The sequence below is a fragment of the Pontibacter silvestris genome, assembly GCF_020907275.1.
Lineage (GTDB): Bacteria > Bacteroidota > Bacteroidia > Cytophagales > Hymenobacteraceae > Pontibacter > Pontibacter silvestris.
In genome coordinates this window covers 95,056-112,441 of record NZ_JAJJWI010000002.1, presented here as the reverse complement: position 1 = coordinate 112,441, position 17,386 = coordinate 95,056, and the positions used below count along the sequence as shown (strand labels likewise).

Sequence of the window (17,386 nt, the reverse complement as noted above, 5' to 3'; positions counted from 1 at the left end):
GTTAGTTATATGGAATTAAAATCATAATAGGCTCAGACGTCGCAAATCTGAACAGCTTTTCTCAAAGATGCTAACTTATCTTCCTGCTTTGGAATAAACTCCTGGGCAACATATCCTCTGAATCCAGTATTCAAAATGGCTTTTATGATGGCTGGATAATAAAGCTCCTGTGTCTCGTCAATTTCGTTCCGGCCCGGCACACCTGCTGTGTGATAATGTGCTATGTAAGGATGATAGTCTTGTATGTTTCTAATGACATCACCCTCATCAATCTGCATGTGATAGATGTCATAAAGCAGCTTAAAGTTTTCAGAACCTAATCTTTTTGCCAACTCCGCACCCCAGGAGGTTCTGTCGCAATGGTAATCTTTATGGTTAACCTTACTGTTTAGCAGTTCCATTACCAGCACAACGTTATTTTTTTCTGCCAGAGGCAACACTTTCTTTAAGCCATCCACACAATTCTTCAGCCCTGTTTCGTCATCCATACCATTGCGGTTACCGCTGAAACAGATAAGATTTTTATAACCGGCTTTAGCTACTTTCGGAATCATCTCGGAGTAGTTCTTAATTAGTGTGGCATGATGCTCGGGATTATTCCAGCCGTCTACCAGGTTTATCTCCGCTCCATTGCACATAGAAGAGTCCAGCCCATGCTTTTTGAGTACCGGCCAGTCCTGCGGCCCCACCAGGTCAATGGCTTTGATGCCCATTTTCTTGGCTTCTATACATAATTCCTCCAGCGGCATATCATTAAAGCACCAGCGGCAGACAGCATGGTTAACATTGCCCTTTAACCTGAAAGGCTTTGCTTCATTATCTGTGGTACTAAAGGAGCTTAACATACCAGATGTGGTTACAGCTGCTGTTCCAGCAAAAAGGCCTTTTAAAACAGCTCTGCGATTCTGATTTTTTGACATGGCAATTAACAGATAAAATACTTGTTCTATGGTAAACTTGTCAACTCCTGCCTTTCAGACTCAATACCATAAGGTTTGTCCGTAGCAGCATCAACTGGTACTGGCCTGTCTTTGAAGAACAAAACAAAAAGCAATGCTACCACACCCGCTATACCTGCAGGCACCAGCCATACACTTTGCCAGAAACTCTCAGTACCAGCACCTCTGTAGTACTCGCTTACAAAGCCAGCTACCCAGAAACCTATCAACATACCTACACCGTAAGTTGCCAATGTAACAAGCCCCTGAGCAGAACTTTTATATTTTTCTCCTGCTCTTGCATCTGTATAAATCTGGCCTGACACAAAGAAGAAGTCATAGCAAATGCCATGTAAGGCAATACCTATAATTAGCATAAAAGATAACTCATTGGCGTTGCCATAAGCAAACAACAGGTAACGAACTGCCCATGCCAGCATACCTACTAATATTGTTTTTTTAAAGCCAAACCTAGAGAAGAACACAGGTAACAGCAACAAAAACATTACTTCTGAGATTTGCCCAATCGTCATTTTCCCTGTTGGGTTATCAAGGCCGACGCTTGTCAAGAACGGATTCGCATTCTGATAATAAAATGCCAATGGTATACAGATTAAAATAGACGATATAAAGAATATTAGGAAGTCTTTGTTCTTTAAAAGTTTGATGGCATCCAACCCTAAAATGTCAGAAACAGAACTGCTTTTATCCTGCTGTTTTACAGGAGGCGTTTTCGGCAGCAGGAAGCTATATATACCAAGTATCAAAGAAGCAACACCTGCCATCATAAATGTATTACGCAGCAAACCCTCTCCAATACTTTGAGCTGAATCCCAATGGAATATGTAGCTGATAGACAAACCTGCCACAATCCAGCCAATCGTACCCCAAACCCGGATCACAGAGAATTCTTTCTCAGGATTAGTCATTTGTCTGAATGAAACAGAATTGACCAGGGCTAGCGTTGGCATAAAGGCGATCATATAGGTCAGCACGTAAGGGTAGAAAGCGCCTACATTATCAGAATGATACATCTGGTACATTAAGAAGGCGCCGATCAGGTGTAAAACTCCCAGAATTCTCTCTGCATTGAAATATTTATCGGCAATAAGCCCGATAATGAAGGGCGCAATAATAGCCCCGAAAGACTGCGTTGAGAACACACTTGCTGTTTCAAGCTCAGTTGCTTTCAGGTTACTGCCTAAAAAAGTTCCTAACGTAACAAACCACGCGCCCCAGACAAAGAACTCTAGGAACATCATGGTTGATAGTTTGATTCGGGTTATTGAAGTCATGTTATTGAGCTTTCTTGAGTTAATTAAAGTTTTTTGATCATGATGTTCCTGTACCACACATCATTGCCGTGGTCCTGTAAAGCAATCTTTCCTGTTTTAAAAGTACCAAAGGCGGGCATGGAGCTAAATTTACTTTCGGCAATCATTTTTTTCCAATTGTTATCCCACAGCGTAGTGGTTACAACGTTTGTTCCATTCAGGTAGAGTTCAACGTTTCCATTATTGCTGATAATCTCTGAGTGGTTCCACTCCCCAGCGGGTTTCACTGTTTCTTTACCACTAGCAATTAGGTCGTACAAATCACCAGCCCGGTGTTTATGAATTTTAGCATCCGGGTGTCCTTCATTGTCCAGTACCTGCATTTCCAGACCAGTACTCCAGGTAAAAGGATAAGCGGCTGTATCCTCTTTCACAAAAAAGACCACGCCGCTATTTCCATTTGGTGCTATTTTCCAGTCCAGCTTCAGGTGAAAATTGCCGTAATCCTCATCCGTTACAATATCTCCACCATCATTGGTCTGCCAGTCTTTTTTGTTTGATGCATCGAGATGCAATGTTCCATTATCAACTTTCCAGGCTTTTCCTACAGTATGCTGTCCATAGGTATGCCAGCCTTTTGTTGAAGAGCCATCAAACAAAGGAGTCCAGTCATCCTGCTCTGCCACCACAGGCACTGTTGCATCTCCTCCATCTTGCTTTGCCGTTCCATCCTGGCAAGACGAAAAAGAAAGGGCTGTAACTATAAGAAATGCGGAGGAGATGTAACGTACCATGGTGTTATTTATTTAGAGATAAAACATATTTAGCCATTTCTTTGGCATCCTCTTCACTTAGGTCAGGGTGAGGCGTCATAGGAATCTGGTCCCAAACACCACTGCCTCCTTTTATTATTTTCTGAGAAAGGTAATCAACGTTTTTATCGTTAAACTCATACTTATCAGCCACATCATTATAAGCAGGACCTACAAGTTTCTGATCTACTTTATGGCAGGACATGCAGTCTGACATGGCAATAAGGTTTTCACCTTTTTTATAATTGTCAGCAGCGGCATCAGGTGTACGATCTGTACCAATGTTATTTACGCTGGTATCTACATCAGATTGCCTTGCGGCGGCACTGATATTTGCTCCTGAGGCACTGTCTGTCGCATTGTTACCATCATAGTAACCGTCATATTCAGAGTTAGTATTACTGCTGCATGCTGCCATAAAAGCTAAGCAGCTAGCAGCGAAAAAGATCTTTTTCATTAAAATTAGTACGTGCTTAAGTGAAAGGTTATTTTAGGCCTAATATTTCTTTGTTAAGAGATTCATCTATACCTGAAGCAGCAAAATCATCGAATGCTTTTTCGGTAACACGGATAATATGATCTTTGATAAATGCAGCACCTTCGCGTGCCCCATCTTCCGGATGTTTTAAAGCGCATTCCCATTCCATTACAGCCCAGCCCTTAAAGTCGTAGGTTGTAAGCTTGCTAAAGACAGATTTAAAATCTACCTGTCCATCGCCTAAAGAACGGAAACGGCCGGCACGGTTTACCCAATTTTGGTATCCTCCATACACGCCTTGCTTCCCGCTTGGGTTAAACTCCGCATCTTTAACATGGAACATGCGGATGCGCTCATGATAATGATCAATATAAGCAAGGTAGTCCAGGCATTGAAGCACGAAGTGAGACGGATCATACAACAGACAGGCTCTGGCATGATTGTTAACCTTCTCCAGGAACATTTCATATGTTATTCCATCGTGCAGATCTTCACCCGGGTGAATTTCATAGCATACATCTACACCAGCTTCGTCAAATGCATTCAAGATAGGCAACCATCTATCGGCTAATTCTTTAAAACCAGCATCGACTAAGCCTGCAGGTCTTTGAGGCCAGGGATAAACTGTGTGCCATAGTAAGGATCCGCTGAAGGTAGCATGAGCCGTTAAGCCTAGGTTCTGAGATGCTTTTGCCGCATACTTTAATTGTTGCACAGCCCATTCGGTTCTGGCTTTAGGGTTGTTATGATACGCTTCAGGAGCAAAACCATCAAAAAGTTTATCGTACGCAGGATTAACTGCCACCAGTTGCCCCTGTAAGTGTGTCGAAAGCTCCGTAATTCGTAGCCCCTGGCTTTCAACCATTCCTTTTATCTCATCTGCATATGTTTTGCTTTCTGCCGCTTTCTGTAAATCAAAGTAATTAGTAGCCCATGTTGGTATCTGTACACCTTCGAAGCCGATGCTTTTGGCCCATCTGCAGATAGATTCCAGGTTGTCGAAGGGCGGCTGGTCACCTAAAAATTGTGCCAAGAAAATTGCTGGTCCCTGTATTGTAGTCATAGTTTGTTAAATAGTGAAGTCAGTCCATTTTTTATCAGATTTACCAGAGGCAATCACATTTTCTATAAAAGCCATTCCTCGTACACCTTCTTCTATACCCGGATAATCCTGCCACTCAAGTTCCGGAGTTTTACCCTCCAGCCGGGCATTCACACAAAGAGCAAAATTACGGTAAAGGTTAGCGAAAGCTTCCAGATAGCCTTCCGGGTGTCCTCCTGGCGTGCGGGTGTTATGCTGAGCAAAAGAGCCTACGCCAGCTCCGCCCGTACGGTAAATTTCTGACGGGCGATCAAGCCATTTCACAAGCAAGGTATTGGCTATATCCTGCTGCCACTCCAGGCCACCTTTCTCACCATAAACTCTAATTTTAATATTGTTCTCTTCTCCTGCGGCAACCTGGGTAGCAAAAAGCACTCCGCTCGCTCCATTATCAAACTTCAGAAAAGAAGCACCGTCGTCATCAAGCTGCCTTCCCTCTACAACAATATTAATATCGGCACAAAGCTGCACTACCTCTAACCCTGAAACATATTCTGCCAAGTTGAAAGCATGCGTACCGATATCGCCCATAGCCCCGGCTATACCACTTTGCTTTGGGTCAGTTCTCCAGGATGCCTGCTTATTCTCTCCTCCTTCTTCAAAGGTGCTTAACCACCCCTGCGGATATTCCACATATACTTTTCTGATTTTACCAAGCTTACCAGAAGTGACCAACTGCCTGGCTTCTTTCACCATTGGATAACCTGTGTAGGTGTGCGTGAGGCAAAACAACCTATCAGTTTGCTCAACTACTTTGCGAAGTTCCAATGCCTCAGCAAGAGAGAAAGTCATCGGTTTATCCAGGATGACATGAAAGCCGCTTTCCAAAGCAAGTTTAGTAGGTTCGAAGTGCACGTGATTTGGTGTCACAATGCTTATGACCTGTACACGTTCCTCTTCAGGCAATTGCTTTTCTTTTTCATAGAGTTCCTGGTATGAATTATAGACTCTGTCCGGCGACAGCCCCAGCAGTTCGCCGCTGGCCTTAGACTTTTCAGGGTTACTGCTGAAGGCGCCGCATACCAGTTCATATTCACCGTCTATACGGGCAGCAATACGATGAACAGCACCAATAAATGCTCCCTGTCCACCGCCAATCATACCAAGTTTTAGTTTTTTATACATGTTTATTTTTCAGGTGTTTTTCATATTGACAATCTCATTCTTAGCTTTAGCTTAAATTCTGCTTTAAATTAATTTTGAAGTCATTAAACGTATAAGCTATAACTAAAATTGATGATTTCATTCCAGAAAATCTGCTACAGGCAACCTATAATTAGTCATGAAGTAGCCCAGGCTTTATCTCCTTTTTTATAAGGTACACAGGCATCATACCTGCCAGGTACAGCAACATAACGCATTGCTTTAGTCGACCCCTCTTCTGAAGTAAAAAATCCTAAAAGGGTTAGCTCTTTCATCATTCGGAAATAATGATTAGGATCACCTTCCTTTTTAGTTATCATATACTGCTTCTGTTCTTCATCCAGAGCTGTTAAAAAAGCTGTGCGCTGCTTCGTATCACACTCTAAAAACTTTTTACCGTTTTTCTTTTCGCACTGCTCATCCAACTGAGAAATTCCTTCCATAAACACTTTCTGGTCTTCAGGAGTATAGCAATCCTGCACCATTACGGCCATAAATGCTCCAACTTTAGCGTCCTTAGCACCAGGAGAACTGGTAGCAGGCAAAATGGTATCTGACACCTCGTTCAGGAAAGTAATCTGGTCCTGATTAAATAAATCGTTAACCTGTAATGGTCTTGACGTACAGGAAACCAAGAGGTCAGCACCTATTACTGCACCTCCCATTAGCCAGCCTATTGCTGATAAAGCTTCTCTTCTGTTCATAATGTTTTTAGTAAGAGACTAATAACTTATAATAATTTCAAATAGACGAAGCAGGCCTTTTAACTCACGAATGATAATTAAATATAGCCCTTTTAAAATTATGCTCCAAGTGCCCAGCCGCTACGGTAGTCCCGTTTTACAAATTGATTAACATCGTCGAAGTTCATGATCCGCATCTGCTCATTGTCCCACAACAGTTTTATGTATCTTCCCGGATAGTCAAAACCGTTGCCTGAAGCCTTGGGTTTACGAATATCAAACCCCCGAATTGCAAGATTAGCCATGAGTAAAGCTTCCGTCAGTGGTCCTGATATCTCGAAAGGAGCGCTTAACTCTTTTTTACCATAACCCGCTATACATCCTTCCACCCACTGTGCATAATGCCCATCGGCACTACCAGACACCCTGGCCAATTTAGGCTTTACATTGATTTCTGATGTACGGGAGGTCGGTAGTAAACGTGGATTTTCTGAATAAGTACTTGCCATCATTTTACCTTTTGTGCCGATAAACAAAATACCGTTGCCTCCGTCGCCAAACATCTCATTCGGCCCTAACTCATCCGGACGCTCCGGCTGTATGCCCCCATCCATCCAATGAAGTGTTACCCTGCCTTTAGTTTTGTTTGTCTTTGGAAAGGTTAGTGTCACGTGGCTTGAAGGAGGACAACTTTCAGGGAAGTAACCACGCTTAAATTCATCTACATAAATACTTCCTACACTGGCTTGCACATCATTGGCATATTTAAGGTTAAGCACACTAAAGGGTGCTTCTATTAAATGGCAACCCATATCGCCCAGCGCACCAGTACCATAGTCCCACCAGCCACGCCAGTTAAAAGGCACCAGTTTATCGATGTAATCTTTTTCAGGAGCAGTGCCCAGCCAAAGGTTCCAGTCAAGTTCCTTCGGAATCTCAGCTTTAGAGGCTGACCAGGGAATTCCTTGGGGCCACACGGGCCTGTCAGTCCAACAATAAACTGTATGCACATCGCCGATTACACCTGCGTCGTACCACTCCCGCAGCTGACGCACCCCATCACCAGATGCTCCCTGGTTTCCCATTTGGGTAACTACTTTATAGCGTTTGGCAGCCTCTGTAAGCATGCGGGCCTCATAGATGTCATGTGTCAAAGGCTTCTGAACATAAACATGCTTTCCTAACTGCATGGCAGCCAAGGTTGTTATAGCATGATTATGATCTGGTGTAGAGACAGATACTGCATCAAAATTTTTAGCCTCCTTATCGAACATTTCCCGCCAGTCTTTATAATACTTTGCCTTTGGAAAGAGCTGTCGTGAGTTAGCTGCTCTTCGGTCATCTACATCACAAAGAAAGGCTATGTCTGCTTTGCCACTATCATAGAATTTCTTAATGTCGCTTTCTCCTTTTCCCCCAACTCCCACACCAGCTATAACAAGCCTGTCGCTCGGCGCAAGAAACCCTTTGCCTCCAAGCACATGCCGTGGAACAATCATAAAGCCAGCCGCTGCCAGCGCTCCTGCTTTCAGAAAGCCTCTTCTTGATTTGCCTTGCGATGAACCAGTTTTTTTCTTTTTTGCCATAGCTATACCAGGATAATGTGTTTTGGATTTGCTACACCAGAATATTATATATTAAGCTTTTTCATTTCGCCTACAGCATGATCTACTGCTCTTGCTGTAAGGGCCATATAAGTAAGCGAAGGATTCTGACAGCCGGCAGAGGTCATACAAGAGCCATCTGTCACGTATACATTCTTCGCATCCCACACCTGGTTATGCTCGTTCAGCACAGAAGATTTAGGGTCTCTACCCATGCGGGCTGTTCCCATCTCGTGTATACCCATACCCATAGCATAACCAGAATCATAAGTTCTTACATCTTTAATTCCGGCAATTTCCAGCATTTCCTTTGCATCCTCCATCATGTCCTTGCGCATTTTCTTCTCGTTCTCTTTTATCTCGCAATCAATGGCTAATACCGGAAGGCCCCATTTATCTTTCTTATTTTTATCGAGCGACACTTTGTTTTCATGATAAGGCAATGTTTCTCCAAAGCCTGTAATACCCATTGTCCACTGGCCTGGCTCACATAAAGCATCTTTAAAATCAGCGCCGATGCTCATCTCGGCTATTTCTCGGCTCCATCCGTCGCGTCCGGCTCTGCCCTGGTAGCCAAAACCACGAATGTAGTCTCGCTTTTCACCGTTCAGATTCCTGAACCGAGGAATATAAATACCATTCGGACGGCGGCCATAGTAGTATTTGTCTTCGTAACCTTCTGCCACACCAGAAGCCCCTGCTCTGAAGTGATGATCCATTAAATTGTGGCCTAGCTCACCACTGCTACTTCCTAAACCACCTTCCCAAACATCTGTAGCAGAGTTCATGAGCACCCAGGTAGAGTTCAGTGTAGAAGCATTCAGAAACACAACCTTAGCATAATATTCATAGGTTTGGTTTGTCTGCGCATCCAGCACCTCCACTCCTTTTGCTTTTTTTGTATCTTTATCATAAAGGATTTTAGTTACGATAGAAAAAGGACGCAGTGTAAGGTTACCAGTTGCCATAGCGGCAGGAAGTGTAGAAGATTGTGTGCTGAAGTAACCACCGAATGGACAGCCATTCCAGCATTTATTACGGTACTGGCAGTTAACCCTATTTTGAAGAGGAGCAGTAAGATTAGCTACACGACCAATAATCATGTGACGGTTGCCCTTGTAATGTTCTTTTATGCGAGTTGCAACATCCTTCTCCACACAGTTCATATCCATTGGAGGAAGAAATTCGCCGTCAGGTAACTGGGGAAGGCCATCTTTTGAGCCACTAATACCTGCAAACTTTTCTACGTAACTGTACCAGTTAGCCAGATCTTTATAACGGATAGGCCAGTCAGTAGCAATACCGTCTTTAGCATTTGCTTCAAAATCAAGGTCGCTTAAGCGGTAGCTCTGGCGCCCCCACATTAACGACCTGCCACCAACATGGTAACCCCTGTACCAGTCGAAGCGTTTAGTTTCTGTATAAGGGCTTTCTTTTTCGTTTACCCAGAACTCAAGGTTTGTTTCATTTAAAGCATAATCTCGCTTCAGCACCGGGTAATCTGCTATCATTTGTTGTGTACGGCCACCTCTATGCGGAAACTCCCAGGGGTTTTTATTAGTATGGGTGTAATCTTTAACGTGTTCAATGTTTCGACCACGTTCCAGCATAATGGTCTTTAACCCTTTTTCAGTAAGTTCTTTGGCAGCCCATCCTCCTGAAATACCTGAACCAACTACAATTGCATCATAAACATTTTCGGCCATAGTCTAGATTATTTTTTTCAACAGATAAATATAAGCAGATCATTTTAAAAACCTAATGTTAGTTAGCTTATTTAGAATAATTATTACTAAAATTATGTAATCATAAAAGGCTTGCTGATTGTAATAAAGTAACGTGACACGACAGTCAGCAACTACGACCTGTTCTACAGAAATACGTTTAGCTGTAAGATCAGATTGTGTCTGTTTCTGATAAAACTGCTTAAACGGTATATTAACATAAAAAGATATATTAATTATAGCTTTTTATTGATTATTCAATGAAAGCTGGATTTATTTTAACTTCTTAAGGGAGTGATGGCCTATTGGTCTCACCAACCTCACGGCACAAGGAGTAAAAACAACCATAAACAGCTTTAGCATTCCAGATATAACTTTAACCTTTTCCGAACTTTAAGATACCCCTGCTTCATGAAGTGTAGCAGAGCCACTGCGTTCATAAACCGATCCGTTCTTCTTCTGATTTATCCTTATATTTGGAGTTAGGTAATCGCTCAAGCTTTACTTTTGGTTTACTAGAGCTTAATTTATTCCTCTTATCAGAATCAATATATGCAAAAAATCATCCTTACCGGCTTAACCGCCGCTGTTCTGCTTACCTCCTGCTCTAGTCAAAAGACAGAGTCCGCTTCTACAGCCATAACTTCCGAAAACACGGCTGTACAGCAAGAGGCCCAGGCATTTTTAGATAGATATTCGAAAGATTATCAGCAACTATACACTGCATCTACAGAAGCAGAATGGGCTTCTAATACAACGATTGTTGAAGGTGACTCTACCAATGCTGTAGCAACCCGAAAGGCTAACGAAGCATTTGCCGCTTTTACTGGAAGTGCAGAAAACATAGAAAAGGCAAAGGCTTTACTGGAGCAAAAAGAGCAACTCACAGACCTGCAGGTAAAGCAGTTAGAAGCTGTTCTTTACACAGGAGCCAATAACCCACAGATTATACCCGATGTTGTGAAGGCTCGCATTAAAGCAGAAACAGAGCAAACAGAAAAGCTGTATGGCTTCGACTATCGCATTTATGAGAAGTCTGTCAGCACCAACGACATAGATAACATCTTAAAAAATGAGACAAGCCTGAAGAAACGTCTTGATGCATGGCAGGCAAGTAAAGAAGTTGGCAAGAACCTGCGTGAGGGAATACTTAACCTTCGTGACCTGCGCAATAAAACTGTTCAGAGCCTCGGATATGATGACTACTTCTCTTACCAGGCTTCTGATTACGGTATGACACGTCAGCAGATGATGAATCTGGTGCAGCAGATAAACGAGGAACTACGCCCGCTGTACCGCGAGTTGCACACGTATGCCCGATATGAACTGGCCAAGAAATATGGTGTGAAAGAAGTACCTGATTACCTGCCTGCTCACTGGTTGCCTAACCGTTGGGGGCAGGACTGGAGCTCAATGGTAGAGGTCAAAGGAATTGACTTGGATGGTGCCTTAAAACCTAAAGGTGAGGAATGGCTTGTAAATCAGGCGGAGCGCTTTTATGTAAGCCTAGGCTTCGACAAGTTGCCGCAGTCTTTTTATGAAAAATCCAGCCTGTACCCTTTGCCTGCTAACGCAAATTATAAAAAAAATAACCATGCCTCTGCCTGGCACATGGACCTGGACAAAGATGTTCGGAGCCTGATGAGTGTGGAACCAAACTCGGAATGGTACGAAACCACGCACCATGAGCTAGGGCATATTTATTACTACATGACTTACACAAACCCTGATGTACCTGTACTATTACGTGGCGGAGCAAACCGTGCTTACCACGAAGCAATGGGTAGTTTAATGGGGCTCGCAGCCATGCAAAAGCCTTTCCTGATCGAGCTAAACCTGATTGATAAAAACGCAGAGACAGATGGAGTGCAAACACTGCTTAAAGAAGCACTAAGTTATGTAACGTTCATTCCTTTTGCAGCTGGTGTAATGAGTGAATGGGAACATGACTTTTATGCTCAGAATTTACCTGCTAACCAGTTAAACAAGCGTTGGTGGGAACTGGCGAAAAAATACCAAGGTATTGTGCCTCCCTCGCCGCGTGGAGAGGAATATACAGATGCCACTACTAAAACGCATATCAACGACGATGCGGCACAATACTATGATTATGCACTGTCTTACGTAATTCTGTTTCAGCTGCATGATCACATTGCAAAGAACATACTAAAGCAAGATCCGCATGCAACAAACTACTACGGTAGCAAAAAAGTCGGGAACTTCCTTCGTGAAATTATGTATCCCGGGGCTTCCGCCGACTGGCGTAAAATGCTGAAAAATAAGACTGGAGAAGAACTAAGCGCCCGTGCTATGGTAGATTATTTCCAGCCGCTGATGGAGTATCTGAAAGAACAGAACAAAGGCAGGAAATACACTTTATAAATTTTCTTTCGTCGGCTATAAAGTAAAAAAGCAGCATGGGTTCATGCTGCTTTTTTACTTTATAGCTTTATAATCTGCCTTAGCTAACAACTTTATCATTAACAATAAAGTACAACAGGGGCAGCTAGATTAAAAGTTTACCTCCAGAGCTGGCACATCTACCAAAATAAAAGAAGCCTTAGAGGTAGCATGTATTCGAATTACCTCCTGCTCTTCAAGACGCACCTGGTCATGTATGTTTACCTCCATATTATCAATTAACAAGCTGCCACCTGTTACATAGATCAGGGTCTTCCGGATCTTAAAGGTTCTAAAATCTACTTCATCACCAGAACCTAAGTTACAATAATAAACAGTGGAATTAGAATTCAGGAAAACCAGATCTTCCAGCACTTTTTGTCCTGTTGCCAAGGGAAAAAGTTCACCAGTCTTGTCCAGAAACCCTAAATCCATTTGTTCATATGAAGGAGCCAGATCACGCTTATTAGGCAACAACCACAACTGGTACACATGCGCATCTTTATCGGTCATGTTTCTGGCAGAATGAGTTATGCCTGTTCCCGCTGTTATACGCTGTACCTGCCCTGCAGCTAAGGTAACCTCGTTTCCTATATTGTCCAGATGCACTATTTCACCATCCAGCACTATGGTTAACACTTCCATATCTGCTTGCGGATGTGCCGGAATACTACCTCCTGGTCCTATCACAACATCGTTAAACACCCGCAAAGATCCGAACTGAACATTATCAGGGTCATAATAATCAGCAAAAGAAAAAAGATAATGAGATGATAAGGAGTCTCCTACTCTTGCTTCGCGACGCTCAGGTGCTGTAATTAGTTTTATCATTGGATGGAATAGTTAATATTAATATGATATCTTAAAAAATGAACAAGTACATCGGTTATGCAATACGCATAAAATGCTTTCTTGTTAGATTTAAGCTTAACAGAAGCCTTATAACCAGCTAAAACAAAAAATCCTGCGTCTTTCGAGCAGGATTTGAAGTATTATCAAAAGATTAATTTTTTAGGCTTTTTTAAGTTTAAGCACCTCTTTTTGCAGGTCAAGCACAATAGAAGAAAGCTTGTCTAAAGAAAGATCTGCAATAGGAAATGTAGAGCTGATATAAGATTTAGCTTCCCATATCTCCAGTACATCCTCTACGTTCAGTTCATAAGGAGAATAAACAGGATTGTCAGAATGAAGCCTTAAAACAGCAGCTTCCTGAATTTTATTATAGATTCTCTTGAATACAACTCCTTCTTTCTGGCTGACGATAATGCAAGGAGTACCATCTTTGATAGAACTCCATTCTTCTATAAAGCGACCTACTATAACAGTGCCTGAGGCAATGGGCAACATAGAGTCACCACTGATTTCAAAAGCCCTGAAGGTGCCTGTATTACCCAACATAGGTAAACGGAAGCGTGGCAACTCCTCAATAAACTCAGGATCAGCATAGCCATTCAGGTAACCAGCACTAGCTTTATAGGGAACAAGTTCTATATTTTCTTTCTGCTCATCATCTACCGTAATAGCCAGAACACGAAGACTGTTTCCTCTACTTGGCTTCATACCTTTACTTCCAGCATACTTCTCTTCTGAGAGGTCAAGTGTAATCAGATCATCCAGAGATATATCGAAAAGGCGTGCTATGTTAACCAAGGTACTTAATTTTGGTTCAGCTCTCCCCTCTTCGTAAGCCCCTATTAATGAGCGTTTTATATCAAGCTTCTCAGCTAACTGTGCCTGAGTAAAGCCAATTTTCTTTCTTAAGTACCTAATATTAGATGTTACCATTTGCACTTATATTGCCAATAGTTTTAGTTCATTTTCTTAAATAGCCACTTCTGCAACTATACATATGTGTAAATGTACTAACAAGTTAACTAATATACTAATTCAATTAGCATTATTTTTTTATAATTAAGTTATTTTTTGCACTATAAAGACACTTACAAGAATATGTATAAAATCAAAAGGTACTTCTGAAAAGGCTTTTTTATTGATTAACTTTATTAACTAAAAAGAAGAACTTGCCTTTACCTGATACCACCTCTTCTTAGAGACATTTTAAATGCTATTTTGTTTCTTATAAATTGCCAGTGCCAATCTTATTTTATGATATTCGTACTGCTCGCCCAGCATCTCAAAAAGATCTTTTAGCTTAGAATCTGCTCCAAGTTTTTCTATGGCCTTTTTTATGACATTATATTCTGCTTTGGAAATAAAATCAGACAGATTAACGGCATAACCTTGTTCATATAAGGTAGCCAGATGAGAATATATGGTAACAGGATTCAGATTCCGCTGTATGGAAATCTGCTCAGGACTTAACCCTTGTTGATAGGCTTCAAAAGTAAGCAGATGAGTGGCACCTTTTACTTTGTTTCCTTTCGCTTGTTCCTCTGTTACAAAACTTATTATTGCATTAATAAATGCATCTCCATACCGCTCATATTTCTGTGCTCCTACTCCGGATATTGCTAACATTGTGATACGGTTCGTAGGCTTTTCTGCAGCCATTTCCTGCAAAGTGCTATCGTTAAACACTACATAAGGCGGAACATTCTGTTCATCGGCAATTTGCTTGCGTAACGAGCGAAGCTTATCAAATAAGGCATCTTTAATTACCTCCCGTTTAGGACGCGGTTTTACGGTCTCTTCCTGCTGCTTAGCTTCCTCAAACTTAACCATCTGTACTTTTTTCCCCTCAAAAAGCACTTGTCTACTTTGGTCTGTAAGCTTTAAGGCATAATTCTGATCATAAGCAAGCTCTAACAAACCGGCATTCAGCATCTGGTGCAGATAGCGGTTCCAGTCCATCGTACTCACATCACGGCCTGCTCCATAGGTTTTTATTTTATCATAGCCTGCTGAGAGAACCTGGCTACTCCTCGACCCACGGAGGACGTCTATGAGCAAACCAATATTTGCTTTCTCCTGGGTGCGTGCTACCGCAGAAAGTGCCTTTTGAGCTATAAGAGTACCGTCAAAAGTTGTGGGCGGATTCCGGCAAATGTCGCAGTTACCACAGTCTTTGTCCATGGTTTCTCCGAAGTACTGTAGCAATATGCGCCGGCGACAAGAAGCTGCCTCAGCAAACTGTTGCATGCGCTCTAGCTTGACAAGTTGCAGTTCTGTCTGTGCTTTATCTCCCTCCGAAAGCATGTTGCGCATGTTCATCACGTCTGCGAAACTATAGAACAGCAGTGCATCAGACTGTGCTCCATCCCTTCCGGCACGACCTATCTCCTGGTAGTACCCCTCGATGTTTTTTGGAAGATTATAATGTATTACCCAACGCACATTAGATTTATCTATGCCCATACCAAAAGCAACTGTCGCACAAACTACCTGCACATCATCGCGCAAAAAAGCCTCCTGTGCCTTGGAGCGTTGCTGTGCCGACATGCCAGCATGATAGTATGTGGCATTGTAGCCCTGTGTCTTTAGCTTATTAGCCAAAGACTCTGTTGCCTTACGACTAAGGCAGTATATAATTCCCGGCTGTTTATAATGTCGTTCCAGGAACTCCGTAATTTTATTAAACCTGTCTTTGCCAGGCTTTACCATCAGGTTAATATTGGGTCTGTCAAAAGAAGCAACAAAAACATCGGGGTTCTGCAGCCAAAGCTGCTCCTGTATATCTTTTTGTGTGAGCCTGTCGGCTGTAGCGGTTAACGCAACGACTGGCGTAGTCTGGAACTGTTGCTTCAGTGCTCTCAGCTGTGTATACTCCGGTCTGAAGTCGTGGCCCCAGGCAGATATACAGTGTGCTTCATCCACGGCAAAAAGAGAAATATTAATACGCTTCAGAAAAGACAGGAAACCGGCAGACAAGAGCTTTTCCGGAGAAACATATAGCAGCTTAAGCTCTCCGTTCAGACACTGGTTTTCGATAGTATATTGTTGTTCTGCACTTTGTGAACTGTTTATGTATGCCGCCTGTATACCATTGGTTAATAAAGCCTCCACCTGGTCTTTCATTAGAGCAATTAGCGGTGATATTACCACGCATAAGCCCGGCATTACCACAGCTGGCACCTGGTAACAGATAGATTTACCACCACCTGTAGGCATTAGCACCACCACATCTTTCTTATTCAGAATATTGGTAATGATCTGCTCCTGCATAGGGCGGAACCTTTCGTAGCCAAAGTATAATTTTAAAGCTTCGCGAGCCTCTCTGATATTCATGTTTTAATCAATCTCAACCTCAGGCTTAGCCTGAATTTTCCTCTTCACTTTATTATTCAAAGATAAAGCATTTTTCTGCTTAAGCTGGAGTTTATCTTACCTCTACATCTATTAAAATAACCACAGCTACAATGCAGCCGTATTTTGTTTCATTAAACTTTTAACAACAAAACTATGAAATCAGATAAAACAAACGACTTACAACATGTACTGGTAAAATGTATAACAGCATGTGAAGTATGTGCTACAGAATGCCTGCAGGAGGATAATGTAAAAATGATGGCCCGTTGTATTATGCTGGACCGTGACTGTGCAGATATTTGTGCCCTAACCTCCCGGTTTGTAGCCCGTAGTTCAGAACATGCAAAGCACATCATGAAGGAGTGTATCGAAATTTGCCGCCTGTGCGAAGAAGAGTGCCGTAAACATGACACTGAGCATTGCCAGCATTGCGCTGATATTTGCAAGGAGTGTGCTGATGCCTGCCAGAACTGGATTAATGGGTAAGAGCTTGTAAAAGCACTAGGAGATAAAATAAAAGCGGCCTGCCATTTAGTTAGCAGGCTGCTTTTATTTTTTTACCAGAACTATTACTATCTATCAAAAATAGCATCGAGTATAGACGTTACAATAGCTAAAACAAAGCTAAAAATCAAAGCCCAAAAGAAGCCGTCTACATTGAACCCCGGTACCAGTGAATCAGCCAGTAGAATAATCAACGCATTTATCACCAGCAAAAACAGACCAAGAGTAAGTATGGTAATAGGTATAGTCAAAAGCACTAGTATAGGCCGAACAATAGCATTGAGAATAGCAAGAACTATTGCCAGCATAAGTGCTGAGGTAAAGCCACTGATCTGAACGCCTGGCAGTATGTATGATGAAATTAAAGCTGCTGCTACGACAACTAAAAGTCTGATAATTATTCCCATAGTTTAAAATGTTTATCAAATATAGTTTTTCCATATTATGAAACATACATACGGGAACATAGCTAGAAAGATAAGTTGCGCCCTAGTAAGCTTAGATTTAAAACAACAGAT

15 protein-coding genes are annotated in these 17,386 nt (G+C 42.1%); 2 read left to right on the top strand and 13 right to left on the bottom strand.

The window, feature by feature from the left end:
- Positions 1-32: 32 nt before the first annotated feature.
- From LN995_RS02205 to LN995_RS02165, 9 genes are all read right to left on the bottom strand, one after another.
- Positions 33-920 (bottom strand): hydroxypyruvate isomerase family protein, encoded by an 888-nt coding sequence (locus LN995_RS02205; RefSeq protein WP_229957962.1) that lies wholly within the window; start codon positions 918-920, stop codon positions 33-35.
- A gap of 26 nt (positions 921-946) precedes the next feature.
- On the bottom strand, positions 947-2,233 hold the full coding sequence (locus tag LN995_RS02200; RefSeq protein WP_229957960.1) for a nucleoside permease: 1,287 nt from the start codon (positions 2,231-2,233) through the stop codon (positions 947-949).
- Positions 2,234-2,256: 23 nt separating this feature from the next.
- A complete protein-coding gene (locus LN995_RS02195; RefSeq protein WP_229957958.1) occupies positions 2,257-3,006 on the bottom strand; it encodes a 3-keto-disaccharide hydrolase in 750 nt (249 codons plus the stop codon).
- 4 nt (positions 3,007-3,010) lie between these two features.
- Positions 3,011-3,481 carry a c-type cytochrome gene (locus tag LN995_RS02190; protein ID WP_229957956.1) on the bottom strand — a complete coding sequence of 157 codons (471 nt, stop codon included), beginning with the start codon at positions 3,479-3,481 and terminating at the stop codon, positions 3,011-3,013.
- 28 nt (positions 3,482-3,509) lie between these two features.
- Entirely contained in the window at positions 3,510-4,565 is a 1,056-nt protein-coding gene (locus tag LN995_RS02185) for a sugar phosphate isomerase/epimerase family protein (protein ID WP_229957954.1), read from the bottom strand.
- Between the two features lie 6 nt (positions 4,566-4,571).
- Positions 4,572-5,729 carry a Gfo/Idh/MocA family protein gene (locus LN995_RS02180; RefSeq protein ID WP_229957952.1) on the bottom strand — a complete coding sequence of 386 codons (1,158 nt, stop codon included), beginning with the start codon at positions 5,727-5,729 and terminating at the stop codon, positions 4,572-4,574.
- Between the two features lie 155 nt (positions 5,730-5,884).
- A complete protein-coding gene (locus tag LN995_RS02175; protein WP_229957951.1) occupies positions 5,885-6,451 on the bottom strand; it encodes a gluconate 2-dehydrogenase subunit 3 family protein in 567 nt (188 codons plus the stop codon).
- Positions 6,452-6,549: 98 nt separating this feature from the next.
- Complete coding sequence (locus LN995_RS02170) at positions 6,550-8,016, bottom strand: Gfo/Idh/MocA family protein (protein ID WP_229957949.1); 1,467 nt, start codon at positions 8,014-8,016, stop codon at positions 6,550-6,552.
- A gap of 44 nt (positions 8,017-8,060) precedes the next feature.
- A complete protein-coding gene (locus LN995_RS02165) occupies positions 8,061-9,740 on the bottom strand; it encodes a GMC oxidoreductase (RefSeq protein WP_229957946.1) in 1,680 nt (559 codons plus the stop codon).
- A gap of 570 nt (positions 9,741-10,310) precedes the next feature.
- Between LN995_RS02165 and LN995_RS02160 the strand changes: the two genes are divergently transcribed.
- Positions 10,311-12,140 (top strand): M2 family metallopeptidase, encoded by a 1,830-nt coding sequence (locus tag LN995_RS02160; protein ID WP_229957944.1) that lies wholly within the window; start codon positions 10,311-10,313, stop codon positions 12,138-12,140.
- A gap of 129 nt (positions 12,141-12,269) precedes the next feature.
- Here LN995_RS02160 and LN995_RS02155 read toward each other — a convergent pair whose 3' ends face one another.
- The 3 genes from LN995_RS02155 to recQ all read right to left on the bottom strand — a co-directional run bounded on the left by LN995_RS02155 (position 12,270) and on the right by recQ (position 16,343).
- Positions 12,270-12,989 (bottom strand): pirin family protein, encoded by a 720-nt coding sequence (locus tag LN995_RS02155; protein ID WP_229957942.1) that lies wholly within the window; start codon positions 12,987-12,989, stop codon positions 12,270-12,272.
- A gap of 180 nt (positions 12,990-13,169) precedes the next feature.
- Positions 13,170-13,949, bottom strand: a complete 780-nt coding sequence (locus LN995_RS02150) for an XRE family transcriptional regulator (protein WP_229957940.1) — start codon at positions 13,947-13,949, stop codon at positions 13,170-13,172.
- A gap of 267 nt (positions 13,950-14,216) precedes the next feature.
- A complete protein-coding gene (gene recQ / locus LN995_RS02145) occupies positions 14,217-16,343 on the bottom strand; it encodes a DNA helicase RecQ (protein ID WP_229957938.1) in 2,127 nt (708 codons plus the stop codon).
- Between the two features lie 174 nt (positions 16,344-16,517).
- Between recQ and LN995_RS02140 the strand changes: the two genes are divergently transcribed.
- Complete coding sequence (locus LN995_RS02140; protein ID WP_229957936.1) at positions 16,518-16,850, top strand: four-helix bundle copper-binding protein; 333 nt, start codon at positions 16,518-16,520, stop codon at positions 16,848-16,850.
- Positions 16,851-16,936: 86 nt separating this feature from the next.
- Here the strand turns inward: LN995_RS02140 and LN995_RS02135 are convergent, their stop codons facing one another.
- Positions 16,937-17,275: a phage holin family protein gene (locus tag LN995_RS02135; protein WP_229957935.1), complete on the bottom strand. Its 339-nt coding sequence runs from the start codon at positions 17,273-17,275 to the stop codon at positions 16,937-16,939.
- Positions 17,276-17,386: the final 111 nt, after the last annotated feature.